Raw genomic sequence first — 24,290 nt, 5'->3', positions numbered from 1 at the left:
GGGCGCCCATTCTAGCGCGGTGCATTCGCGTTCCGCGAGTGCGCAGGCCTATGGATGCGGCGGGAGCGATTTCGAAACTTCCTGACTAGGCGCCTTTGCAGCGCCCGTACATAATGCCCGGACCCACCTCAACCCCCTGTGGAGGTCGCCATGCGATCCAATCTCGGCCGGGTCTCTCGACTCGCCGTTCTCATAGCCGCACTTCTGGTCGCCATCACCAGCCGTTCGAATGCCGTGGTCCTGCTGCCGACCGGATTCAACGATCAGGCGGTCGTCTCCACCGGCCTCGCCGAGCCCACCAGCTTCGCCTTCCTTCCCGATGGGCGCGTGCTGGTCTCGGAGCAGCGCACCGGCGGGATCCGCCTGATCGCGAACAACCTGCTGGTTCCGGGCGCGATCGGCACGGTCGCAAGTAACAGCAGCGCGGCGAACGAACGCGGTCTGCTGTCGATCGCGGTCGATCCCGGCTGGCCGGCGCGACCGTACGTCTACGTGCACCACTCGCAGACCGGAAGCGTGCTTCGCGTGGTGCGCTTCACCGCGACCGGCACGCTCACCGACCCGACGAGCACCAATCTGTCGCTCGGCAGTCAATACACCGTGATCGGTTCCCTGCGGGACGTCGCCTCGAATCACAATGGCGGCGCACTGCGCTTCGGCACCGACAACATGCTCTACCTGAGCCTCGGCGACGACGCGAGTGCCTGCATGGCACAGGACTCGACGCGGTTGCTCGGGGTCGTACTGCGACTCGACGTCGGTCAGTTGCCGACCGGCGCCGGCGGTCCGCCGTCGCGCGCACTCATCACGCCGATCGACAATCCGTTCGTCGCGCTGCCCGATACGAATGCGCGGCTGGTGCATTCGTACGGATTCCGCAATCCGTTCCGGTTTCAGATCGATCGTGAGTCGGGGAACCTGTACGTCTCCGATGTCGGCGAAGGAACCTGGGAAGAGATCAGCGAGATCAAGAGCGGCGACAACGCCGGATGGCCGCATCGCGAAGGGCCGGTGGTGCTCGGCAATATCGGCTGTCCGGAGCCCGGCGGCTCGGGCACCGGTGACTACGTCCCGCCGATCGACTCGTACGATCACGGTGACGGCGTCGTGATCATCGCGGCCGGCATGTATCGCAGCGCGCTGCATTCGCCGGCATGGCCGGCGGCGTGGAATGGAAACGTGTTTTACGCGGACTACTACAACGGCTTCATGCGCATGCTGCACAAGACCGGCAGCAACTGGGCACGTACCCCGGCCGCGGGTCAGCCCGATCCGCAGTTCTGGGCGCTCGGTCTCACGAACCCGGTCGACTTCCAGTGGGGGCCTGACGGGCACCTGTGGTGGCTCGGCCAGTTCGGCTCGGGTGGCGGCAGCACGTCGGGCTCGCTGCATCGCATCGTCGCGACCGCTGCGGTTGCGGTGTCGCCGACTCCAGTCGCGGCTCGCCTCTCGCTGGCCGCGGCGCCAAATCCGACCCGCGGTGACGTGACGCTGACTTTCTCGCTGCCGCAGGCCGGCAACGCGCGCCTGTGGGTGCACGACCTCGCCGGACGACGCGTCGCGGTGCTGTTCGAGGGTGCGCGCAGCGCGGGATCCGAGCGCGTGACCTGGAACGGTCGCGACGCGAACGGCTCCGCGGTTCCGGCCGGGCTCTACTTTGCGCGGCTCGAGATGGGCGACGAGCGGGTCAGCACGCGAGTGATGCGAGTGAAGTAGGGCAGGACGCGCCCCATACAGTAGTGGCCGGCGCTCACCTGGACGCCGTGTGACCGGCGGCCGATTGGTGCGTTCCAGAGGTAGATGACCTGCAGCGCACTCGGGACGGCCCCGGTCGCGATCAGGCCGATGTCTGGAGCGTGCCCCGATGCCACCCCTCGCCCGTCGCCCTGCTGGACCTGCGCGTTGGCAGCTCACCCTCACACTCGCCGCGCTGCTTGCCGTGATGCTCGCCCCGCTACCCGCCGCCGCTGACTGGTCCGCTGACTCGACCATCGGCACGCCGGTTTGCCTCGCGAGCGGAGACCTGCTCGACCCTCTGATGGTCAGCGACGGTGCCGGTGGGTTCATCGTGATGTGGACCGACTTCCGCAAGCCCGGCTTCGACCCCGACATCTACTGCACCCGGGTGAACGCGAGCGGAGACACGTTATGGGGCTCCGGCGGGCTCGTCGTGTGCGACGCGCCGGGCCTTCAGCTGCGGTCGACGATCATCGCCGACGGACAGGGTGGTGCCTTCATGGCGTGGATGGACCTGCGCACCAGCGGTGGCTCGCAGGGGTACTACGTCCAGCACATCGCTGCCAACGGCGTGCGCCGCTGGGCGGCGAACGGGACGCGGCCGGTCAGCGGACTCAACTCGCAGTTCGGCCCCAAGATCTGTCGCGACACGACCGGCGGCATCTTCCTGGCGTTCGCCTCGGGGAGCCCGGGCACGCAGCTTCAGAGACTCGACTCGCTCGGCGTCAAGCGACTGGGTTCGTTTCCGCCCGCCGAAGGACCGCTGCTGAGAAGCAATCCCTCGGCGCCACTGGCGATCACCGCCGACGGATTCGGCGGCGCGATCGTCGCACTGGGTTACGGGGGCAGCACTCCGGTGGACATCGCAGCGCAGCGCGCGACGACGACGGGCGCGCTGCTGTGGGCGGCAAGCGGCGTCACCGTGTGCGCCGCGACCGGCTCGCAGGGCGGAGTGGAACTGGTGGCCGATGGCCTCGGCGGTGCGACGCTGGCGTGGGACGACGGCCGCGCCAGCGGTGGCGACATCTACGCTCAGCGCATCTCGGCTGCGGGTTCGGCGATGTGGGCTGCCGACGGCGTCGCCGTGTGCAACGTCGGATCGATCGAGAGCGGAGTGCAGCTGCGAACACTCGGTGATGGCGCCGCGATCGCCGTGTGGCGCGACTACCGGCACCTTCCAGCGACCAGCCTCTACGCCCAGCGCATCGCGGGTGACGGCAGCTTTGATTGGGCCAGCAACGGGCTGCCGGTCAGCTCCGGAACTCCGGCGATCGAGGGCTTCTCGGTAGTGCCGGGCGAGGCCGACGATACGATCGTGAGCTGGAACACGACCTCGAGTTCCGGCGGCGACGTGTTCGCTCAGAAGATCGACGGTGCTGGCGCCCGGCAGTGGGGCGACTACGCGGCAACGGTATGCCGCGGCCCGCTCGATCAGACTGAGAGCGCCGCGGTGGCGGATGGTGCGGGCGGAGTGCTGGTGAGCTTTCGAGATGCCCGCGTGTCCGGCAACCCGAACCTGTATGCGCAACACCTCGGGCCCGACGGTTCGCTGGGATCATCGCCGGTCGCGGTGCCGTGGATCGAGCCCGTGAGTCGCGCGTGGCTGCGCGTGGCACCGAATCCCTCACGTGGCCCGCAGGAGCTGAGGTTCGATCGACCGCTCGCAGCTGCCGCGCACATCGAAGTGCTGGACGTGCTCGGCCGGCGTCGCGGCTCGCGCACGGTGGCGGCCGGCGCGCTCAGCTGGAGATGGGACGGCCGCGATGACCTGGGCGCACGCGTGGCGTCGGGCGTCTATCTGGTTCGCGTCGCCACCGCCGGGCACGTCGCGATCGCGCGCGTCGTGCGGCTCGACTAGTGCGAAGCGCGGAGCGCGCGCGCTACCACTTGAGATCGAACCCGGCTCCGAGGCGCACCGACCAGCCGCTGTAGTCGACCGGCACGGTCTCCCCAGGCACCACGGTGATCGTCCCGTTGTCGTCGGTCGTGAGTGTTCCCGGCATGGGGCCGAACTCGCGCCAGTGGTAGCCGACCTGCAGGAATCCGGCGACGCCATTGGCCGCGGTCTGCTCGAGGCCCATGAACGCCGAGTAGGTGCGAGAGGTGCGCTGCGAGGCGAAGTCCTCGTAGTACTTGCCGTGAACGTTCTCGAGCGCGAAATGCTCGTCTGCGTCGCCACGGCTCTCCACCGCGGTGCCGCCGAACGAGAGTCCGGCGAGCGACGGAATGCGCAGCGCAGCCTCGAACCCGGTCTCCTTCATGCGGAACTCGTAGTTCTCCTGATACAGAAAGCCAGAATTGCGATATTCGTGGGTGACTCGCGCGCGCTGTTCGCCGTAGGTGGCGCCCACACGCAGGAAAGGCACCAGCCAGAGTCCCGCGCTGACGGTCGGTCCATAGCCCGGACCCACGTTGTGAGCGGAGACCGGCACCCCGCCCGAGGTCGCGAAGTCGACGTCGTTGGCGATCGCGTCGTTCACGTCATCCATCTTCAGCTGGTTGCCGCCGATTCCAACCCGAATGTACGGATCGAGGAATGCGTGGGCGTTCGTGGCCTGCAAACCAGTCAACAGCAGGCACACGATCAAGGACAGTCGGGCTCGCACCATGGGCTCCTCCGTGATCTCAAGGGACGGCGCAGATCCCCAGGGATATCGGCAGGAAGGTGGTGTGAACTGAGCGGAGTGCGAACTGCGGGCGCTGGCGGGCGCGGCGTCGGGGTGGGGATTCTTGGACACGCCAGTCCGGTCCTGACACTCTTTCAAACGCGACCGGAACTCGGAGCCGCGACTGTTCGCGGCGTCGATGTGGCTGTTTCGACATGCCGCTCGGAAGGGACCCCGCATCGCGCAGCGGCCAGCGCTGGCTGAGAGTTGTTTGTTTGAAGGGGAAGCTTACGCGCTGGGTACTGGCCCAGCGTAGACAATGGAGCGCAGCCAATGCAGATCATCCCGATTCGCAGCTCTTACAGGTTCACCTGTCTCATGATTCTGCTTACTGCACTCCCTTCGCTAGGGAGAGCGGAAGTGCGTGCGGGCGTCGAGATCGGAGTGAATCTGTCGTCGCTCAGCTACGACGATGATGACCACTTTCTCCTCTCATACTGGGATCGTGATTGGAGCAACTCCCTAACGGGAGGCGTGTCACTGGATGTCACGCTCCGGGCGCGGCTTGGCCTCGAGACTGGATTGCGCTACATCCGACAGGGAAACCGTGTCGAGTATGACACCGGACCGATAGGGCCGCGCGCCGTTGGTAAGTTCCGCATTGTTCAAGATTACCTCTCGATTCCGGTGCGCCTAGCGTATCGACCCTTTGCATCGCGGCGGCTCTGCTTCTCGCTGGGTCCCGAGATCGCGCTCCTGCTCTCGGGGAGGCTCATCGTCGAAGAGTCGATGCCTGAGGAGCGCAGCGAAGACAACAACATCAAGGACGACTTGGACAGCTCGAATCTTTCGTTGAACGCCGGCGCTGGGCTCGAGTTTCCCGTGGAGAATCACGTGGGAGTCTTGAGCCTGCGCTATTCGCACGGGCTGACCGGCGTCGCAAAGGAGGATCGTTGGTTCAGTGACTGGAAGACACGGGGCGTCGAGTTGCTGGTGGGTATGCAATGGTGAGAGCGACGCCAGCGCGTGCAACTGCAGGCGAGCGGCGATAGCGGCATTCCGCGCCCCCAACGGGATTCGAAGCGAAGTCTCTACCAGTCCCCGCCGGTTAGCGTCGAAGCACGGACGTGGGGTGCATTGAACACCCGCCGACGCTCACCGTGTGATCGTGAGTCGACGGGCGCGCGCGCCTGATGCGGACTCGAGGCGCACGAAGTAGACGCCGGCGGAAGGCGGCCCGGCCGAACTCGCGCTCCAGCTGATCCGGTGGCGGCCCGCGGAGTAGTCACCGTCGGCCAGCGTCGCCACGACGCGACCCTGAAGATCGATCAGCGTGAGCCGCGCCCGTTCCGCACGCGCCAATCCGAACTCGATCGAGATCCCGATTGCGGCAGGATTGGGAATCGGCTGGTCGAGGGCGAATGCGTCCCTCACGGTTCCCGGCCAGCGGAGTGTGCCGGCGACCGAGCTCGATCCGTCGCCGTAGCGAACGACGAGGCGGTAGCTCGATGGCTGGTCGACGTGGGCGCCCGAGTCGACCCACTCACCGCGCGCGCCCGCGACGGTCTCGAATCGCGCGACTTCCGCCCAGGGACCCGCGTCACCTGGCGCTCGTTCGAGCCCGACGGCCGCGACCTCGCCGGTCAGTTCCCAACGGATGCGCAGGCCGCCCACGAAGGGCTCGATGTCGAATCGGCGCAGCAGGGTCTCCGAACTCTCGTCGTCGACGCGACGCCAGGTGGTGCCGTTCCAGGCCCACAGATCGTTCTTGGCCCCGGAGTCGCTGAAGCCGCCGAACAGGAGCACGACATGGTTCACGTTGTCGTAGACCAGTTGTGGAAAGGCGCGCGGCCCGGGGCCACCCTGGAACGACACATTCGTCCAATGCCCGCCGTCGAATTCCCAAAGGTCGGCGAGGACCGAGTCCGCAAGGCCTCCGTAGAGCACCGTGCGCTGGCGCAACGCATCGTGAGCGATCGCCACGTGATCGCGGCGGCCAGGCCCGGAGTCGGGCACGCTATCCCACACGCCGTCGGTCCACTTCCAGGTTCCGCCCGACTCGTTTCCGGGTGGGGACGCGGGCCGGGTGTTTCCGCCGAACACGACGAGCCGTGCCGAATCCTCGACCGCCATCCCGAATAAGAATCGCGCGGGACCCTCGGTCGTGATCTGTAGCCACGCGGTGCCGGTCCACTCCCAGACATCGCCGAAGCGTGTCGGGCCGCTCATTCCGCCGAAGAGCACGACCCGACCTCGAGACGGCACGAACGCAAGCCGGTGGAGCGTGCGTGGCGCGGGACCCGAGACCGCCAGTTGAGTCCAAGCGGCGCCATCCCACTCCCACGTGTCGCCACGCGTGACGCCGGGGGAGTCGCCACCAAAGAGCACCGTTTTACGCCTCACCGAGTCGTATGCGAGTGCTGGCGCGTTGCGTGCCGCGGGCCCGGTCGTCGCGGCCAGTCGCCACGTGCTCCCGTCCCACTCCCACGTGTCGCCGAGCGGCGAGCCGGCCCAGCCTCCGAACATGACCAGCACGCTACGATCGCTGTCGAATGCCACGCCCGACGAGTAACGCGCGGGCGGGCGCAGCAGTGCGGCAGAGGACGAGGATGCGACCGCCGTCAGTCCGATCGCGGCGGTGCACAGAAGGAGACCGAACGAGATCCTGGTGATATCGCGAGAAGTGAGCATGGATTGCAGGAAGCCGAATTGTGAGCGCAGGTGAACAGCGGACATCGAGACTCGAGTCGCGTTCGTACGGCTTCGCAAATCGTAACAGCGAAGCCCCCGCCAGCCCTGTCGTCGGGGACGAACGGCATCGTTGGCGTGGCGAACGGCGCGAGTTCAGACCACGGAAGCAGGCCATCGCCTGCGAAGGCGGAGGGAAGTTCGGGGACTGTTTGAGGGCAGTCCGACTCGGCAACTGACAACCGGGCGGGTGCGTCGTCCAACAGAACGGAGGTATGCCGGCCGTATTCGGCTCGTCGTTCTCATCCCTGAACCTGTCGGGAGGCATCGGTGAAAGCGCTTCGATGGATCTTCGGAATCGGATGCCTGTTGACCGCCGTCCCCATGGACGCCGGAGCCGTCACCCACCAGTGGAGTCGTGGGTTCGGAGATGCGGACTATCAGTCCGTAAACTCGGTGGCAACCGACGCGGGCGGCAATGTGATCATTACCGGTTGGTTCACCGGGACGGTCGACTTTGGGGGCGGAAACCTCACGAGCGCTGGCGACGCCGACGTCTTCGTGGCGAAGTACGACGCGACCGGCGCTCACCTGTGGAGCAAGCGCTTCGGTGACGCGAGCGAACAGGTCGCCACATCCATCACGACGGACTCCGACGGGTACATCATCCTCACGGGCCTCTTCATGGGAAGCATGAGCTTTGGCGGCGGCACTCGAACCAGCGCGGGGAGCTACGACGTGTTCCTGGCGAAGCTCGACCCCGACGGCATCCACGAGTTCAGCAAGCGCTACGGAAACTCGACCGCGCAGGCGGGCTACTCCGTGACGACTGATGCGGACGACAACGTGATCCTGGTGGGCAACTTCTACGGGGAGATCGACCTGGGAGGCGACAACTTCACCAGCTCGGGCTTCAACGACGTGTTCGTGGCCAAGTTCGACCAGGAAGCCGATCACCTGTGGAGCAAGCGCTTCGGCGACTCGAACGATCAGCTCGGAACGTGCGTCACGACCGATGCAAGCGACAACTTGATCATCGGGGGCTGGTACAACGGGTCGATCGACTTCGGAGGCGGCAACCTCACCAGCACAGGGGTCGGGGACATCTTCCTCGCCAAGCTCGATCCGACTGGCGCCCACCAGTGGAGCCAGCGCTTCGGCAGCGGCATCAACGTCGATCAGTTTGCCCATGGCGTGGCCACCGACGCTGGCGAGAATGTGTTCCTGACCGGCAGCTTCTACGGCAACGTCGACTTTGGTGGCGGAACGCTCACCAGCTCGGGGGCAGGTGTGGATCTCTACCTCGCGAAGTTCGATCCGTCGGGCGCTCACCTGTGGAGCCGCCGATGCGGCGACGGCACCGATCAGCACGGGTGGTCTGTGGACACCGACGCAGCCGGAGCCGTCTTCGTCACCGGATCGATGGACGGGACCGTGGACTTTGGAGGCGGAGCGCTCACGAGCGGAGGTGGCAGCGACGCCTTTGTTGCGAAGTACACATCGGCCGGTGCCCACGAGTGGAGCGAACGCTTCGGCGCCGGCGGGTATCAGGTCGGGCAAGGCATTGCGACCGACGCGAGCGGAAATGTGATCGTGGGCGGGAACTTCGAGGGCTCGGTGGATTTCGGGGGCGGCAACTTCACCAGCGCCGGGAATCTCGACGGATTCGTCGTGAAGCTCGGCGGGTCGGTGACCGGTGTATTCGATCGGCCCGCGTCAGCCGGCCTGACCCTCTCGGCCTCTCCGAACCCGATCGAGTCCAATGCGGTGATCCGGTTCGCTGTGCCATCGTCAGGACCCGTCAGCGTCGCTATCTACGACCTTCGGGGCGCTTGCGTCGCCACCCTCGTGAATGAGATGCGGGGCCCGGGAACGCATCTGGCGACCTGGGATCGGCGCGCCCGTGGCGAAGAGTGCGGCCCGGGTGTCTACTTCGCGCGCGTCACGCATCCGACCGGAAGCAAGAGCTATCGGATGGTGGTTCTACGCTGAACACGGAACCGCCGGGCGCCTGGTCGCACAGCCCACGATGGTTCGGGGACAGTTCGGGGGCAAGCGGCGGGCCGGTTGGTGTGGCGAAGTGTTGACAGAAATACACAAACGCCTACACTTCGCCACATGCCTTCAACCACCGATCTCGATCGCACGCTGAAGCTCGCGCGCCGCCGGCAAGGGGTGCGCACGAGCGAACTCGCAGAGCATGGCATCCACCGGCAAGCGCTCAGTCGTCTCGTAGAGGCCGGGAAGCTCGAGCGAGTGGGCCGCGGCCTCTATCGGATTCCCGCGAGCCCACTCACGGAGCACCACGGGCTTGCTCTCGCCAGCGCGGTGGTGCCCCGGGGCGTGATCTGTCTGATCTCTGCGCTCCGGTTCCATGGCATCGGCACTCAGCTCCCGTCCCAGGTCTGGATCGCGATCGACCGTCGCGATCGCCAACCGGCGCGGGGCTACCCACCGCTGAAGGTCGTTCGGTTCACCGGCGCAGCGCTCACCCAGGGAGTTCGCGCGCATCGCGTGGAGGGCCAGCCCGTTCGAATCTACGGTGTCGCCAAGACCGTGGCGGATTGCTTCAAGTACCGGAACAAGATCGGTCTCGACGTTGCGCTCGAGGCGCTCCGCGAGGCGTGGCGATCGCGGCGGTTCACGATGGACGAACTCGATCACTACGCCGGGATCTGTCGCGTCCGGCGCGTCATGAAGCCCTATCTGGAGGCGCTGGCCGGATGAGCAGTCCGCGCGAGGGACTGGCGAGATCGGTGCAAGTCAGGCTCGGCAGGCACGCACGCGAGATCGGCGTTGATCCGAATCTCGTGCTCACGCGCTACGCGGTCGAGAGGTTCCTCTATCGGCTCTCTCGTTCACCCCACACCGAGCGATTCGTGTTGAAGGGCGCGCTGCTGATGCTGGTGTGGTTGGGAGAAGGGCTGCGTCCCACAAGCGACGCGGACCTGCTGGGCTTCGGCGAACTTTCGGAGGAGTCGCTGGGCCGAATCCTCCATGAAGTTGCTGGCCAGGAGGTGGAGCCCGACGCGGTGGTGTTCGAGAAACGCTCGGTTCGCGTCGAGCCGATCCGGGCCGAAGACGAATACGGTGGCTGGCGCGCGACCCTTCGGGCTCGCGTTGGCGCGGCCCGACTGACTGTCCAGGTGGACGTCGGAGTCGGGGATGCCGTGACTCCTGCGCCTGAATGGCTCGACTACCCGGGTCTGCTCGACCTGCCGAGCCCGCGCCTGCGCGCGTATCCGCGCGAGAGCGTGATCGCGGAGAAGGTGCACGCTATTGTCCGGTTTGGGACGAGGAACAGCAGGATGAAGGACTACTTCGACCTCCACGCCCTTGCTCGCGAGGGCGTGATCGACGCGGCCATTCTCGCCGACGCGATCGCCGCGACGTTCGAGCGCCGCGCAACCGAGGTGCCGAAGGTGGTACCGCCGGGCCTTAGGGACTCTTTCGCGAGCGAGCCATCTGCTAAAGCTCAGTGGAAGGCTTTCCTCGCGAGGAACCGACTAGAGGCGCCGGCGCTGGTCGAAGTCGTTGGCGAGATCCGAGACCTGCTGCTCGCACCCCTGCGTGTTGCGCATGCGAGAGCGGGCAATTCGACGTAACCGGAGGTCCGAGATGAAAGTCATGTCGACGATCTTGGTGGCCCTGGTCCTTGCGGGCCTGGGGGCGTCTCGGGCACAGGGCTCCGAGGAATGGTCCTTCGAAGCGTTCCAGCCAATCTGGACCGACAATGAAATCTCGTTCAGTCGCGTCACTGTATTGACCTTCAACTCGGGGGAGGCCGGCGTCCACGCGGTCCTCGCGACTTGCGACTCGAACCGCGTGATGACCGACTACGGGCCGCAGCAACGCAACGCCGCGTTCGAGGTCGGACTGCGTACCGAGGTGACCTTCAACTCGAGCAGGGAACCGCCGCTGTTCGGCGACACATTGCGTGTCGTTCTCCGAGCGACCAGGCCAGCACGTGATCTCGACGACCACAGCTACTCGACGATCTTGGAGGCGACGGTGCAGTGCATTTTGCTCAACGCAGCGCGGTCGCCTGCGATCAAATTCGTCGCGCTGCGGGTCGAGGTGGATGCCGCATCTCGGGAATACGGCGGTATCTTCGCGACGGCGCGATTCCGGAACGGGCCGAAGAAGCACGAGTTCCATGAGCGGTAGCTTGCGAACGTCCCCGACGATCAGCAGTTCAAGCAAGCTCGCTGCGCGGATCCTGTCTGTGATGCTCGGCCTAATCGAGTTTGACCCGATTGCAGCTGCTGCGGACGATGGCAGCGTCGAGACCGTGGGTGGGGCAGTGCGCTTGATGAAGACGCAATCGAGCGTCCGCATGGTGTCGGAGACTGTGAAAGCCCGAGTCGGTCCCGACCTCGTCAAGGTCGACTGCGAGTTCGTGATGAAAAACGAAGGGCCGGCCGACACCGTTCTCGTTGGTTTTCCTGACGGGGCCATGGGGCCCTACCGGGGTGGAGGCGAGGAGTACGAAATCGAGTCGTTCCGGAGCTGGGTGGATGGCGTAGAGGTGAAGTGTCAGCGAACGCCCGACGCGGGTGGCCTCGCCGCATCGGTTGGCTCCTGGTGGACCAAGCGCGTGATCTTTCCGTCCGGGGCGGTGCGTCGTATCCGGAATCACTATGAGGTGCGGCCATCCTGGCATCCGATGGGGCTGGGTGCCGAAGAGCCGGACTCGACGGCCGGCTATCGTGCGTTCCGGTACATCCTCTGGACCGGTGCGAGTTGGCAGGGCACGATCGGCACGGCTGAGATCGTGGCCACGCTGGACGAGATCCCTCTCGAGCGAGTCGTGGCAATCAGCCCGGAAGCCCGACGAGTCGGCCGTAGCTTCCGCTGGACGTTTCACGATTTCGAGCCAGGGTCTGGCGGTGCGCCCGAGGGTGTCGAGCTCAGTTGGCGGATTCCGAAGCGCAACGAGGGAGATTAGCCGCGGGCCGAGGATGGCGTCCCGAACGGGATTCGAACTCGTCGCGCACCGCCCTCAGCCGAATCCCGCCCGCGCTACGCCTTCCTCAACGCCGCCGACAACGGCTGCCGCGCCGCGCGCAGTGCCGGCAGGAATCCGCCGACCAGGCCCATCAGTCCCGCGAAAATCAATCCCACCACCAGCGCCGGCGGCGTCACGCGAAATGCGAACGCGACTTCGCTGAACGATTGGAAGTTCGTGGTGCTGGTCGTGATGCCGTTGATCGGAAGCGCGAGCAGGCACCCGATGGCGCCACCGATCAGCGAGATCACGACGGACTCGATCATGAACGAGACCATGATCGACCATGATCCGAACCCCAGCACCATGAGCGTGGCGATCTCGCGCGTGCGTGCCGACACCGAGGCGAACATGGTGTTCATGGCGCCGAACACCGCGCCGACCCCCATGATCAGCACGATGAACACCCCCATGAAGCGCAGCAGGTTCGTGAGCATGCCGGACTGCTCGGCGTAGAACTCGCTCTCGCGCTTGACCTGCACCTGCAATCGCGGGTCTTTCTCCACCTCGCGCTTGAACGCCCCGAAGTGACTCGGGTCCTTGAGGCGCATCACCAGGGACTGGAACTGGTTGCCACGGTCGAGGGCCGGGATCATCACTTCTGCGTCACCCCAGATCTCTGACTCGAACGCCGAGCCGCCCGCCGTGAACTGCCCGACCACCGTAAAGTCGCGCTGGCCGAAACGGATCTTGTCGCCGACCCGACAGTTCGCGAATCGTGAGGCGATGCGGCGCCCGACCATGACCTCGTAGGAGCCCGGCGTCGGCATGCGGCCATCGACGACCTTCGCACCGCCACGGACGTCGAGCGCAGAAAAGTCCACGCCGCGAACGCTCAGGTTGGAAGAGCCCTTCTGCCCGAGCCGCTCGCGGTTGAGGATCACCACGGCCTCCGCACTTGCCATGGGGCGCCCGTCGGCGCGCGTCGCGACCTCGGGGTGCGCGCGCAAGATGGCAGCCGCCTCGCGACTCACACCGCTCGAGATCTCGCTGTCGGCGCCTTTTCGCAGCACGATCGCGTTGTTCGGGGAGCCCGCGCTCGTGAGCGTGGCCTGAAAGCCGCTCGCCAGCGCGAGCGCGCCGATGAGAATCGCGACCGTGAGCGCGATGCCGAGTGCGGTGGTGAGCGTGGCCACGGGTCGCTGCAGGATGTTCCGAAGGTTGTACTCGATTGGGATCGCCATGGGATCAGTCCACGCGCCGAAGCGCGTCTACGATGCGCAGGCGTGAGGCCTGCCAGGCCGGAATCAAGCCGCTGACCGCGCCAAGCACCAGCGCAATCGCGACACCCGTGAATACGGTGCTCCAGTGCACGCTCATCGGCGGCAGGAAGCCGCCGAAGTTGAATCCGGAACCCTCGATCGCAAGCTTCGCGAGCATCGCACCCGCGATGCCGCCGCCCAGCGTCACGACCGCGGCCTCGGCGAGCACGGTACGGAAGATGTCCGCGTCCTCGAATCCGAGCGTCTTCAGCACGCCGATCTCGCTGGTGCGTTCGCGCACCGCCATGACCATGGTGTTCGCCGCCACCAGCAGGATCGCGAACACCACGGCGAAGCCGATGATGCGCAGCACGAACGGCACGTTGCCGTACATGCTCACGAAGCCGGCCTGGAACGCCTGCTCGCTCTCGGTTCGCGTCGAAGCCGAGGAGTTCTCGAACATCGCGTCGACCTGTTTGGCGATCGAAGCGGCCCGCGACGGTTCGTCGAGTTCGAGCACGTAGACGCCGACCTGTCCCTGGCCGCCCATGCCCTTCTGCTCGAGGTACTTGAACTGGAACAGCATGGTCTCTTCGCCGAATGCCTTCTTCTTGGCGGCATAGACCGCGCGGATCGTGTACGGCCACGTGCCGGGGTAGATCGTGCCGCTCAGCGTGATGGTCTGCCCGAGCTTCCAGCCATTCTTCTCCATGAGCTTGCGGCCCATGACGCACGCGGTCTGTTCTTCCAGGTAGCCGGCGAGCTTGGGGTCGACGCCGTCGGGGATTCCGACCGCCACCTGCGGTGGCGTGGCCTCGATGATCTCGACGTCATTCCGATAGACCTTGAAGAACTCGGGGTCCACGGCGAACTGGGCGAAGAAGTTGTTTGGGTTCTTGGGGTCCTGCCCGCCGAACCAGTTCTGAATGGCAATCTGTTTCACGCCCGGCACTGCTCGAATGCGCTCGCGATAGGACTGCGGCATCGGGAACACCAGCGAGATCGCATTGCGGGTGATGAGACGCGTCTCGCTGCCGACCTTGATCGCATCCTCGAGCGTGTCGAGCACGCCGCCGAGCGCGCAGAACAGGAACAGCGCCACCGTCACGCTCAGGAATGTGAGCACGGTGCGAATCTTGTTGCGGCCCAAATTGACGAGGACGAGTGTCAGAAAGTTCATTTCGACTCCGGCTCCGCGGCGCCCACTAGTTGGACAACACGCCCTTTTCGAGGTTGTAGATGCGAGTCGCGCGTTCAGCGGCGTGAGGGTCGTGGGTCACCATGACGATGGTCTTTTTGAATTCCTTGTTGAGCCGCTCGAGCAGCGTGAGGATCTCCGCGGCCGCCTTGCGGTCGAGATCGCCGGTCGGCTCGTCGGCGAGCAGCACGGTCGGGTCGCTCACCACCGCGCGCGCAATCGCGACACGCTGTTCCTGGCCGCCCGAGAGCTGGCGAGGGAAGTGGCTGGTGCGGTCACCGAGGCCCACCAGCTCGAGCGCCTTGCGGGCGCGGTCCTTGCGCTCGCCACCCTTCATGCCCTTCACGAGCATCAGCGGCAGTTCGACGTTCTGCAGCGCACTCAGCACCGGAATCAGGTTGTAGAGCTGGAAGATGTAGCCGATATGGCGCGCCCGCCACTTGGTCAGCTTGCCGTCGCCCAAGTTCGCAATGTTGTCCCCGCCGACGATCACGCTGCCGGACGTCGGCTTGTCGATGCCGCCGATCAGATTGAGCAGCGTCGTCTTACCACTGCCGGAGGGCCCCATGAGTGCCACGAAGGCACCGGCCTCGATATCGAGCGTGAGCCCGTCGAGGACCAGCACCTCCTGGGTATCGCGTCGATACACTTTTCTCACATTGTGGACTTCAACCAGCGCCATCGCGTGCCTCTCCGTTGTCGGTGGGCCTCACGGCTTACGGGTTCTTCACCTGAACCTTCATGCCTTCGCGCAACTTGTCGGTAGGGGCGAGCACCACCATCTCGCCGCCGGTGAGACCCGAGCGTACGTCGACGTTCTCACCGCGGTCGGTCCCGGTCTCCACGCTCTGCTTCTGGAGCTTTCCATCCTCGACGATCCAGACGTAGTCGCCGTCGTCCGCCCGTCGCACCGCCGCGACCGCGACCGTGACGCGACGCGGTGCGGCCGCGACCGTCGAGTCGGCGCTGGCGCGCAGGAACTCTACCTTGGCGCCCATCTCGGGCAGGATACGCGGATCGCGATCCGTGATCGAGACTTTCACGAGCACGGTCGCCTTCTGGCGATCCGCGGTCGGCACCACCTGGCGCACCTGACCCTTGAAGGAAGTGTCGGGGTACGCGTCGAGCGTGATCGCCGAGGGCTGCGCGTTCTTGACCTGGGCGATGTACGCCTCGTTCACATCGACTTCGACTTCGAGCGTGCCCAGGTCGGCCATCGTGACGATCGCGGTGCGGGTGAGCCCGCCGCCCGCCGACGAAGGCGCGACGATTTCGCCGACCTCGGCGTCCTTGCGCAAGATGGTGCCGTCGAAGGGGGCGCGCACGTTCGTGTTCTCGAGCGCCGCATCGGTCACACCGACTCGCGCACGGTCGGCCGCGATCTGCGCGCGCAACACGGCGGCGCGCGTGCTCGCGTCCTCGAGTTCGACGTCCGAAATCAGCTGGCGCTCGCGCAGCGCTCTGGCGCGCGTCAGATCGCGCTCGGCCTGATCGAGCTGCGCCTGCGTCTGCCCGATCGAGGCGCGCGCGGCCTCGCGCGACGCGACGTAGTCGGCGTTTTCGATGCGCGCGATGATCTGCCCCTTCTTGACCCGCGAGCCCTCGGTCACGCCCAGGTAGGCGAGCCGCCCCGGGATCTTGGCGGACACCGAGGCCTTGGTGCGGGCGACCACGTAGCCGTTCGCCGTGATGTTGCCGCCGACCGCAGCCGAGCCTCCGCTCGACTCGACGAGTGTCACTTCGACGACCGGCGTGCGATTCCCGAACGCGGCGATGGCTGCGGCGACGACCGCCGCGACTGCGCCGGCCAGCACGAAGCCCTTGCCGCGGCCGCCCGAGCGGGAGGGAGCGCTGCGATCGATGCGGAGACTGGAGAGATCCTGCGAGGACATGGCCTGCCGATGCGAAGGGTGGGAAACGAGACGCACGAAAATGAGCGAGTGCCGCGGTCCGGTCAAGCCGATAACACCCGCGGAACCTTGCCAGCCCCGGAGGGGCCCTCTAGACTGCGCGGGCGCGGCGCGCCACACGCGTGCCATCCGTCTGAACTCCAAAGTTTGCGGCAACCACGTCCCCGAGGGCGGAGGAACCCATGCCGTTCGTGATCGCCGAGCCCTGCATCGGTGTGAAAGACAAGTCGTGTGTCGAGGTTTGCCCTGTCAATTGCATCTACGAGGGCGAGGATCAGTTCTACATCCACCCCGACGAGTGCATCGACTGTCAGGCGTGCGAAGCGGCGTGTCCGGTCCAGGCGATTTTCCCGGACAACGGCGTGCCCGAGAAGTGGCACGGCTTCATCGACAAGAACCGAGTCCACTTCGAGAACAAGTAGCCCGTGAGCGCGCTCCCCACGCGTGATCAGGCGCTCGCGCTGGTGCACGAGTGGATTCAGAACCCGAATCTGCGCAAGCACTGCTACGCGGTCGAAGCGGCGATGCGCGCCTACGCGCGCAAGCTCGGTGGCGACGAAGAGCGCTGGGGCATCACCGGCCTGGTGCACGACTTCGACTGGGAGCGCCACCCCGACCTCGAGCGCCATCCCATGAAGGGCGTCGAGTTCCTGCGCGAACAGGGCTGGCCCGATGACGTGTGCCGCGCAGTGCTCGGCCACGCGGTGCATTCGGGCGTGCCGCGCGACACGCCCATGGCGCAGGCACTGTTCGCGTGCGATGAGTTGTCGGGATTCCTCGTCGCTTGCGCGCTCACGACGCCGGGGAAGAGCCTCATGGAGGTGGAGCCGGCAAGTGTCCGCAAGAAGCTGAAGCGCGCCGATTTCGCGCGGAACGTAAGTCGCGACGACATCGTGAACGGCGCCGCGGAGTTCGGAGTCGACCTCGACGAGCACATCGTGTTCACGCTCGAGGCGATGCGCGGAGTTCGCGCCGAGCTGGGGCTGTGAACCCCGAGGCGGAGTAGCGCCTCATGTCCGCACCTCCAGGCCAGCGCATTCTCGGACTCTGGGCCCGACTGCGGCCGCTGCCGTTCGGCGTGTCGCTGTTCGCATTGGCGCTCGGCCGCATGGTGCCCTACAGCGGTTCGATCGGCGCGCGCGTGCTGGCGCTGGAGCCGGGCTTCGCGCGGCTCGAGCTTCGTGATCGCCGCGCGGTGCGCAACCACCTGAACTCGATCCATGCGGTGGCGCTCTCGAACCTCGGCGAGTTCACGAGCGGGCTCGCCATGACCACCCGGCTGCCGGGGGGCGTGCGTGCGATCGTGACTCAGCTGACCACCGAGTACCTGAAGAAGGCACGCGGCACGCTGATCGCCGAGAGCCGAGTCGAGCTGCCGGTGATCGCGGAGACGCTTGAGCATCTGGTGCACGCGGAGATTCGAGACGCCGCCGGGGATCCGGTGGCACGCGTGTCGGTGCGTTGGAAGCTCGGCCGCGCATGAGCCGGCTCGATACCGCGCTCACGAGGCACGCGCACATCGAGGTGCCGCTGATCTGCGGTGCCATGTACCCGTGCAGCAATCCCGAACTGGTTGCGGCCGTGAGCGAAGCGGGCGGCATCGGAATCGTTCAGCCGGTCTCGATGACTTACGTGCACGGGCACGAGTTTCGCGCGGGGCTGCGATTGATCCGCGGGCTCACCTCGAAGCCGATCGGCATGAACGCGCTGATCGAGAAGACCTCGCAGCGTCATCACGAGCGAATGGCGCGGTGGGTGGGTGAGGCGATCGAGGAAGGAGTCCGATTCTTCGTCACCTCGCTCGGCAATCCCCGCTGGGTGGTGCAGGCGGCGCACGCGGCGGGCGGCGTGGTCTATCACGACGTGACAGAGCCCAAGTGGGCAGCCAAGGCGGTCGATGCCGGCGTCGACGGACTGATCGCGGTCAATGCACGTGCCGGCGGGCATGCAGGTCCGCATGCGGCGGAGCGACTGATCGAACTGCTCGCGCCCTTCCACCTGCCGGTGGTGTGCGCCGGCGGGATCGGTGAACCGGCGGGCTTCGTGCGATCACTCGAGCTCGGCTACGCCGGCGCACAACTGGGAACGCGGTTCATCGCCACACCCGAGTGCCGCGCGAGCGACGCCTACAAGCAGGCGATCGTGAAAGCCGTCGAGAGCGATGTGGTGTTGAGCGAGCGCATCACCGGTGTGCCGGTCGCAGTGCTCGACACGCCCTACGTGAAACGCACCGGACTCAAGGCCAGCCCGCTGTCGCGCTGGCTGCTTCGCAATCCGCGCACCAAGCACTTCATGCGCGGGCTCTACCTGATGCGCGCGGGCTGGCAATTGAAGCGCGCCTCACTGGATGCGACCGGAACGCGCGACTACTGGCAGGCCGGCAAGAGCGTTGCGGGCATCGATGCGATCGAGCCCGCGGGCCAGATCGTGCGGCGCTTTGCGGACGCGGCGCGGCGCGCCGAGGGTGGTCCGTCACCGCTCGATCGCGCCGCCACTCCGCTATCCCATCGTTAGCGCGTTCGGATCACACGCCGCGTGAAGTCGAAGCCCTCGCCGCGCGCACGCACCAGGTAGACGCCGCTGCCGGCGATCCCGCCGTCGTCACGACGGCCGTCCCACTGCAGCAGGTGCCAGCCCGCGTCGCGTCGTCCGTCGGCGAGCGATGCGACGCGTCGGCCGGCGACGTCGTAGATCGTTGCGTCGATCGAGGCCGCCTTCGGCAGCGCGAGTCTCAGTGCGACCGGGCCCGACGACGGGTTCGGCCACGCGTTCGAGAGCTCGAGTCGCGCCGGCACCACCGACACTTCGGTGCCCGTGGTGGTCTGCGTGATCGTGAACACCCCGTTCAGAGTGTCGCAACGCGACGTGACGTAGCTGTCGCAGATCCGCACCAGCGCCTGGGTCGTGGCCGGCGGGGTCGGGGAGAACTGAGTCGACGTCTGGAAGAAGTTGGACGCGTAGGTCACGTGGCGCGCGATCGGCTCCCAGTTGGCTCCCGCGTCATGCGAGAGTTCGACGTCGATCGGCGCGCCGCTGAAGAACGTCGACCACAGCACGAACGAGTCGAATCCGACCTCGAGCGAGATCCCGACGTTCGGATACGAGACCACGTCGGGGAACTGGATCAAGTTGGGACACGGACCCGAGAACACGTACAAGTGCCCGACATTCAGAGTCGAGGCGACCAGGTCCGGGCTGCCGTTGCGATCGAGATCCGCGACCGCGAGCGAGGACCCCGCGCTGATCGTGCTTGCCTGCTGGTAGAGCGCGAACGACGCCGCGCTGAACGAGAAATCGTCGGTGCGTACGTAGGCGTCGACGCCGCCCGTCTGGAACAGGATCGCGAAGTCCGATCGGCGATCGGCATTGAGATCCGTCAGCGCGATGTCGGCCGGCTGATTCGCGAGCGGAACCGTCGCCATGAGCGTGTAGCTGCCGTTGCCGCCCGCGAGGTTGCCCTGCCCCTGCAGCATGCGAAGCGCGCCGGTTGCGGTGCTGTCGATCACCAGCACGTCGGAGATGTCGTTGAAGACGTCGAAGCTGCCGACCACCAGGCCGAGCGGCGCGGTGCCGGCCGCGGACACGATCGGCGCGCCGAACAGACCGTTGCCGCGCCGGTTGGTGCCCTGTCCGAGCAGTGTCGAAAGCGTGCCGTCGCTCTGATTCGTCACCAGCAGGTCGTGGATGCCGTCTCGGTTGACGTCGGCAATCGCGACGTCCGACGGTCGCGTTCCGACCGTGTAGAAGGTCTGCACGAACGTACCGTCACCATCTCCGTTCACGCCGTTACCGAGCAGTACCGCGATGCGGTTGAGCGCCGGCTGGACCGAGACCAGGTCCGCGATGCCGTCCTCATCGAAGTCGGCGCTGGCGATCTTCGTCGTGCGTCCACCGAGCGAGAGGTTCGAAGACGCCGCAAACGTCCCGTTACCGATGCCGGCGGCCCCGAGCCCGCGTGCGCTCACGAGACCGTTCGCGTTGGTGCCGACCAGGTCGACGATGCCGTCGTCGTCGATGTCAGCCGTTGTGATTCCCAGTACGGCGAGCGCGGTCGGGATCACGAGATCGCTCGGATAACCGCCCGCGCCGTTCGACAGGCGCACGTGCAGATCGTCGGTTGAGGCGTATGCGAGGTCCTGGAATCCATCCTCGTTGAAGTCCGCGGTCGTCACCTGATTGACCTTGAACGTCGTCAAGTCGAGCGCAGCGCTGAACGCCGGACAGATCTTGAACGCGCCCGACACGGTCGAACGTGTCGAGTGATGCACGTCGGTGATGCGCAGCAGCGCCGACTGGGCATCCGGCTGCACCACGCGCCAGTTGTAGACGCTCTCGATCAGGTCGTTCGCGATCAGCTCCCAGGTGGCGCCGCCGTCGCGCGACAGCTCGAGGTCGACAGCCTGAAGGCCGGCGGGGTTGTTCCACGACATGCGGTAGAAGTTCGCGAAACCGCGCACGACCGCCTGACCCGTGTCGGGAGCGACGATCGCAATCGGCGAATCGAGCGTCCAATCGCACACCCCGGTCCAGACGTTGAGGCGTGAGAGGTTGGTGCGTACGCCCGCCAGGTCCGGACGCCCGTCCTCGAGAAAGTCACCGGTGACGAGCAGGCCGCCGCTCTGCATCTCAATCGGCTGGCCCTTGGTCAGCGGCGCGGGGCCGAACATCGGGGTCGGGCCGCCACTCCACACCCCGTCACCCACCATCAGATCGGTGATGCCGTCGCGGTTGAGATCGGTCGCAACCACGTCGACCACCGTATTGCTCACGGTGGACTGCGTCATCGTGAACGTGCCGTTTCCAGTCGCGCCCGTGCCGCCGCCCTTCAGCACGCGCAGGCTCAACTGAGACGCAATCGCGAGATCGAGCCGGCCGTCGTCCTCGAAGTCTCCCGAGACCATGCGAGCCGATTGTTCGAGCCCGAAGTTGATCGCGCTGGCGGCCCCCATGGTGCCGGAGGGCAGGCCGTTCGTCAGCGTGCCGAGCATCACCGCGAAGCCGCCGTTCGAGAGCAGCGCGCTCTGCTGACCGCACATCGCGACGTCGAGTGCGCGGTCCTCATTGAAGTCCGCGATCACGAGGTCGCGGCCGACAATCGAGGCGCCAAATCCCGTCGCGGCTCCGAACGAGCCGTTGCCGACTCCGCCGGTTCCGTTCCCGATCAACACGCGAACTCCGAACGGCGAGGTCTCGCGGGACACGACCAGATCGAACATGCCGTCGGCGTTCAGGTCGGCAGTCGCGACCGCGAACGACGACACCCCGGCGTCGAACGTGACCGCGGCATCGAGGCGTGGAATCGAACTGCCGTTCCCCATCCAGACGCGAATGCCGGTGGTGCCGGTGCCGATCAGGTCCGGGCGCCCGTCTTCGTCGAGGTCGGCGAGCGCAATTCGCTGGACCGGGGTGGCCCCCAGTGCGAGCAGCACCTCCGAGGCCGTGAACGACCCGTCACCGACCCCTGCGGCGCCGCCGCCGCGTCGCAATTGGACCGTGTCACCCTCGGAGATCACGAGATCGAGGATGCCGTCGCCGTCGAAATCGGTGGAGGCGATGTCGGATGCCGCGGAGACCGTGGTGCTCGCGAAGGTCGGAACCAGGGAGCGACACACGGTCGAGTTCTGCAGGCTCTGATCGGTCGCGCTGGTCCCGACCGCCGAGACGCGCACCTTGAATTCGGTGGTCGCGACGTCCGGCACCCACAGCGTGAAGCTGCCGTCGTTCGTGGTCGGGTTGGGGACGGGACTGGCCGCCTGCGGCACTCCGGCGATCAACACGTCGACCTGGATCAGGCTCGAGCCCAGGTTCTGGCCGGTCCACGTCACCGTGATCGGCTCGAGTGCCGTGAAGCTCTGCGCAGAATCGGGGAACGTGAGCGTGATCGATGGCGTGACCATGTTGCCATTCGAGGCCTGCCGGTGCGTCGCGAAAATGTCGGCGCCCGATGGGGGATCGTTGCGCTCGTCCTGCCACGCGATCACAACGCCACCAACGCCGTCCGATGCGGCCGACTGCATCTCCTGAACGCCGTCGGTGCCGATGACGGGCGTGACCGTTCGATTCCATACCTGCGTCGCATTGCCGTCGAAGCGCCGCGCCTGGATGTCGCCATCGAATACCACGTACAGCGTGCGATACACGAAGATCGCGCCGTCGTTCGGTCCGCCCACCACGAACAGGTCGCGCTGCGTGCCGGTCAACGAGTCGATCGCCGCGCCGTTCGCGCCCCACAGCAGCGCGCCATTGACGTCGAGTCGTTGCGCGTAGATGTCCGTCGCGTGCTCGAAGCCGTCCGCGGCCACGCGATCGAAGTCGCGCCCGTCGAGCCAACCGATGACGGCGCTTCCGCTGCCGTCCACGATCAGACGCGGGAACGCCTGCACCGTGATGAGGTCCCACGGAGTATTCGGTGGGGTGTGCACCAGCACGCCGCTCGCGCCCCACTGCGCCGCACCCGCGGCATTGAGCTTCTGCGCGCGAATCGGGAGCGCCTCGCCATTCAGGTCGATCACGCCGTCGTTTTCTTCCCACGCGAAGTGCGCGAGTCCCGCGGCGTCGACCGCGAGGTTGGCACCGGTCACGTTGACCGACGCGTTGTGGCGCACCGTCACTCCGCCCGCGTCCCACTGACGCGCGCCTGCCTCGTTCACCTTGTTCGTGAACAGCCCATGCCGGGAGACGGCCGCGATCGGCTGGAACGAAGTCCACGCGATCACCGCCTGGTTGGCGGCGCTGCGGCGCAGTGAGACGCTCCCCGGGTCTTGCGTCGAGACCTGCACGCCCGAGGCCCCGAGCGACAGGGTCCCGTTCATCTGGATCAACTGGAATCGCACGTCGAGCTGACTGAATGCCACGTACAGTGCGCCGTCGGCGCGCGTGTCGAAGCCGAAGCCCTCGGTCGAGCTGGTGCCGACGCGAATCCCGCCCGCCGCGAACTGCGCGACGCCGAGCGAGTCGAAGCGCTGCACGTAGAAGCCGGGCGTGCCGGCGCGAATGTCGAGCCAGCCGACCCACGCGCCGCCGTGCAGGTCGCTCACGACAAACGGGCTCGAGGAGTTCTGGATCTCGCCCACGCCCGTCACGTCGACGCCGGTCGCGCCCCACCGCTTGGCCCCCGTCGCCTCGTCCAGCCGGTTGATGCTCAGGCTCTGGTCGTCGACCACGTAGACGCAGATCAGCCCGCCGCCTCCGTCCGGACATACGGTGGTGCCCGGGAAGCCCGGCCCCTTGACCAGTTCCTCCTGATCGTTCGAGTCGGCGAGCGGGTTGCCGGTGTTGGACCATGCGCCTGATGCGGTTGCGGCCGGAATGACGTTGAGCCCGATGGTCAGCGCCAGGAGCAGGAGGGCTAGACGGCGGCACGACGGCATGGGGAACTCCTTGAAGAGAGAGGGGCGCAGCTCGGAGGTTCTTCAAGGGCTGGGATCCCCGGGCCGGGCGGGAATCACAGGCAGGGCCCGACTTTCGATCGCCGACCTCACGCCACCGAGGCGTTCCGGCTCCGTTCGCCCGCCAGTTCGTTGGCGGGGCCTGCGACCGCCAGTGCTTCGAGCGCCTCGACCGTGAGCGTGCAGGCGCCGAGCGCCTCGTCGACGCGACCGGTCGCGCGCACCACCTCGCCTCGCGCGGCGGCGGCGAAGCGGCGGTAGGCGTCGGGGAAAAGCACGCATTCGACCAGCCCCGAGCGGTCGGCCAGGGTCAGGAACAGCATCAGCCCGCCCTGCTTGGTCTCGACCCGGCGCATCGCGCACGGCAGCCCCACCACCGTGACGCGCCGCCCGGGGTGGCGCGTCACGGTCGGACCGCGCGCGCGACGGCCGGCGTCGCCGGCGTCGGCTCCAACGCCCTCGATCCCGTCGAGCGGGTGGGCGCTGAACCACAGGCCGCACGAGCGGATCTCGTGGCGCATGCGATCGAGCGCGTCGTATTCGGGTAGCTCGG

General features: G+C 66.6%; 20 protein-coding genes. 12 read left to right on the top strand and 8 right to left on the bottom strand.

The window, feature by feature from the left end:
* Nucleotides 1-150: 150 nt before the first annotated feature.
* Together HOP12_11455 and HOP12_11450 are read left to right on the top strand one after the other, a co-directional pair.
* A complete protein-coding gene (locus tag HOP12_11455) occupies nt 151-1,716 on the top strand; it encodes a T9SS type A sorting domain-containing protein (GenBank protein NOT34772.1) in 1,566 nt (521 codons plus the stop codon).
* Between the two features lie 148 nt (nt 1,717-1,864).
* On the top strand, nt 1,865-3,595 hold the full coding sequence (locus HOP12_11450) for a hypothetical protein (GenBank protein ID NOT34771.1): 1,731 nt from the start codon (nt 1,865-1,867) through the stop codon (nt 3,593-3,595).
* 22 nt (nt 3,596-3,617) lie between these two features.
* Here the strand turns inward: HOP12_11450 and HOP12_11445 are convergent, their stop codons facing one another.
* On the bottom strand, nt 3,618-4,346 hold the full coding sequence (locus tag HOP12_11445; protein NOT34770.1) for a hypothetical protein: 729 nt from the start codon (nt 4,344-4,346) through the stop codon (nt 3,618-3,620).
* A 330-nt stretch (nt 4,347-4,676) separates the two neighbouring features.
* On the opposite strand from HOP12_11445, the gene HOP12_11440 reads away from it, so the two are divergent.
* Nucleotides 4,677-5,354: a PorT family protein gene (locus tag HOP12_11440; protein ID NOT34769.1), complete on the top strand. Its 678-nt coding sequence runs from the start codon at nt 4,677-4,679 to the stop codon at nt 5,352-5,354.
* 144 nt (nt 5,355-5,498) lie between these two features.
* Here the strand turns inward: HOP12_11440 and HOP12_11435 are convergent, their stop codons facing one another.
* Nucleotides 5,499-7,079, bottom strand: a complete 1,581-nt coding sequence (locus HOP12_11435; protein NOT34768.1) for a T9SS type A sorting domain-containing protein — start codon at nt 7,077-7,079, stop codon at nt 5,499-5,501.
* Nucleotides 7,080-7,361: 282 nt separating this feature from the next.
* On the opposite strand from HOP12_11435, the gene HOP12_11430 reads away from it, so the two are divergent.
* From HOP12_11430 to HOP12_11410, 5 genes are all read left to right on the top strand, one after another.
* Nucleotides 7,362-9,023, top strand: coding sequence for a T9SS type A sorting domain-containing protein (locus HOP12_11430; GenBank protein ID NOT34767.1), 1,662 nt, complete (start codon nt 7,362-7,364; stop codon nt 9,021-9,023).
* Nucleotides 9,024-9,149: 126 nt separating this feature from the next.
* Complete coding sequence (locus HOP12_11425) at nt 9,150-9,758, top strand: transcriptional regulator (GenBank protein NOT34766.1); 609 nt, start codon at nt 9,150-9,152, stop codon at nt 9,756-9,758.
* Entirely contained in the window at nt 9,755-10,636 is an 882-nt protein-coding gene (locus tag HOP12_11420; GenBank protein ID NOT34765.1) for a nucleotidyl transferase AbiEii/AbiGii toxin family protein, read from the top strand. The genes HOP12_11425 and HOP12_11420 overlap by 4 nt, the downstream gene beginning before the upstream one ends.
* Nucleotides 10,611-11,198: a hypothetical protein gene (locus HOP12_11415; GenBank protein NOT34764.1), complete on the top strand. Its 588-nt coding sequence runs from the start codon at nt 10,611-10,613 to the stop codon at nt 11,196-11,198. Before HOP12_11420 ends, HOP12_11415 begins: the two co-directional genes overlap by 26 nt.
* Complete coding sequence (locus HOP12_11410; protein NOT34763.1) at nt 11,188-11,979, top strand: hypothetical protein; 792 nt, start codon at nt 11,188-11,190, stop codon at nt 11,977-11,979. The genes HOP12_11415 and HOP12_11410 overlap by 11 nt, the downstream gene beginning before the upstream one ends.
* A 74-nt stretch (nt 11,980-12,053) precedes the next feature.
* Here HOP12_11410 and HOP12_11405 read toward each other — a convergent pair whose 3' ends face one another.
* From HOP12_11405 to HOP12_11390, 4 genes are read right to left on the bottom strand one after another with little or no spacing between them, the layout of a single operon-like run.
* Nucleotides 12,054-13,223 carry an ABC transporter permease gene (locus HOP12_11405; GenBank protein NOT34762.1) on the bottom strand — a complete coding sequence of 390 codons (1,170 nt, stop codon included), beginning with the start codon at nt 13,221-13,223 and terminating at the stop codon, nt 12,054-12,056.
* A gap of 4 nt (nt 13,224-13,227) precedes the next feature.
* Entirely contained in the window at nt 13,228-14,421 is a 1,194-nt protein-coding gene (locus HOP12_11400; protein ID NOT34761.1) for an ABC transporter permease, read from the bottom strand.
* Between the two features lie 25 nt (nt 14,422-14,446).
* Complete coding sequence (locus tag HOP12_11395) at nt 14,447-15,121, bottom strand: ABC transporter ATP-binding protein (protein ID NOT34760.1); 675 nt, start codon at nt 15,119-15,121, stop codon at nt 14,447-14,449.
* A 34-nt stretch (nt 15,122-15,155) separates the two neighbouring features.
* Nucleotides 15,156-16,331 carry an efflux RND transporter periplasmic adaptor subunit gene (locus tag HOP12_11390; protein ID NOT34759.1) on the bottom strand — a complete coding sequence of 392 codons (1,176 nt, stop codon included), beginning with the start codon at nt 16,329-16,331 and terminating at the stop codon, nt 15,156-15,158.
* Between the two features lie 200 nt (nt 16,332-16,531).
* On the opposite strand from HOP12_11390, the gene HOP12_11385 reads away from it, so the two are divergent.
* The 4 genes from HOP12_11385 to HOP12_11370 are packed head-to-tail and all read left to right on the top strand — an operon-like array spanning nt 16,532 to nt 18,863.
* Complete coding sequence (locus HOP12_11385) at nt 16,532-16,771, top strand: ferredoxin family protein (GenBank protein ID NOT34758.1); 240 nt, start codon at nt 16,532-16,534, stop codon at nt 16,769-16,771.
* Between the two features lie 3 nt (nt 16,772-16,774).
* Nucleotides 16,775-17,338, top strand: a complete 564-nt coding sequence (locus HOP12_11380) for an HDIG domain-containing protein (protein ID NOT34757.1) — start codon at nt 16,775-16,777, stop codon at nt 17,336-17,338.
* 23 nt (nt 17,339-17,361) lie between these two features.
* Nucleotides 17,362-17,832, top strand: coding sequence for a DUF4442 domain-containing protein (locus HOP12_11375; GenBank protein NOT34756.1), 471 nt, complete (start codon nt 17,362-17,364; stop codon nt 17,830-17,832).
* A complete protein-coding gene (locus tag HOP12_11370) occupies nt 17,829-18,863 on the top strand; it encodes a nitronate monooxygenase (protein NOT34755.1) in 1,035 nt (344 codons plus the stop codon). Before HOP12_11375 ends, HOP12_11370 begins: the two co-directional genes overlap by 4 nt.
* Here HOP12_11370 and HOP12_11365 read toward each other — a convergent pair.
* Together HOP12_11365 and HOP12_11360 are read right to left on the bottom strand one after the other, a co-directional pair.
* Nucleotides 18,860-23,719 carry a T9SS type A sorting domain-containing protein gene (locus HOP12_11365; GenBank protein ID NOT34754.1) on the bottom strand — a complete coding sequence of 1,620 codons (4,860 nt, stop codon included), beginning with the start codon at nt 23,717-23,719 and terminating at the stop codon, nt 18,860-18,862. The genes HOP12_11370 and HOP12_11365 overlap by 4 nt on opposite strands.
* Nucleotides 23,720-23,826: 107 nt before the next feature.
* The coding region (locus tag HOP12_11360) for a hypothetical protein (protein NOT34753.1) at nt 23,827-24,290 on the bottom strand (464 nt) is incomplete at its 5' end.

Source organism: Candidatus Eisenbacteria bacterium (assembly GCA_013140805.1).
GTDB lineage: Bacteria > Eisenbacteria > RBG-16-71-46 > RBG-16-71-46 > RBG-16-71-46 > JABFRW01.
Note: the sequence above shows the minus strand (reverse complement) of the source record. Positions and strands in the feature narration are given on the sequence as shown.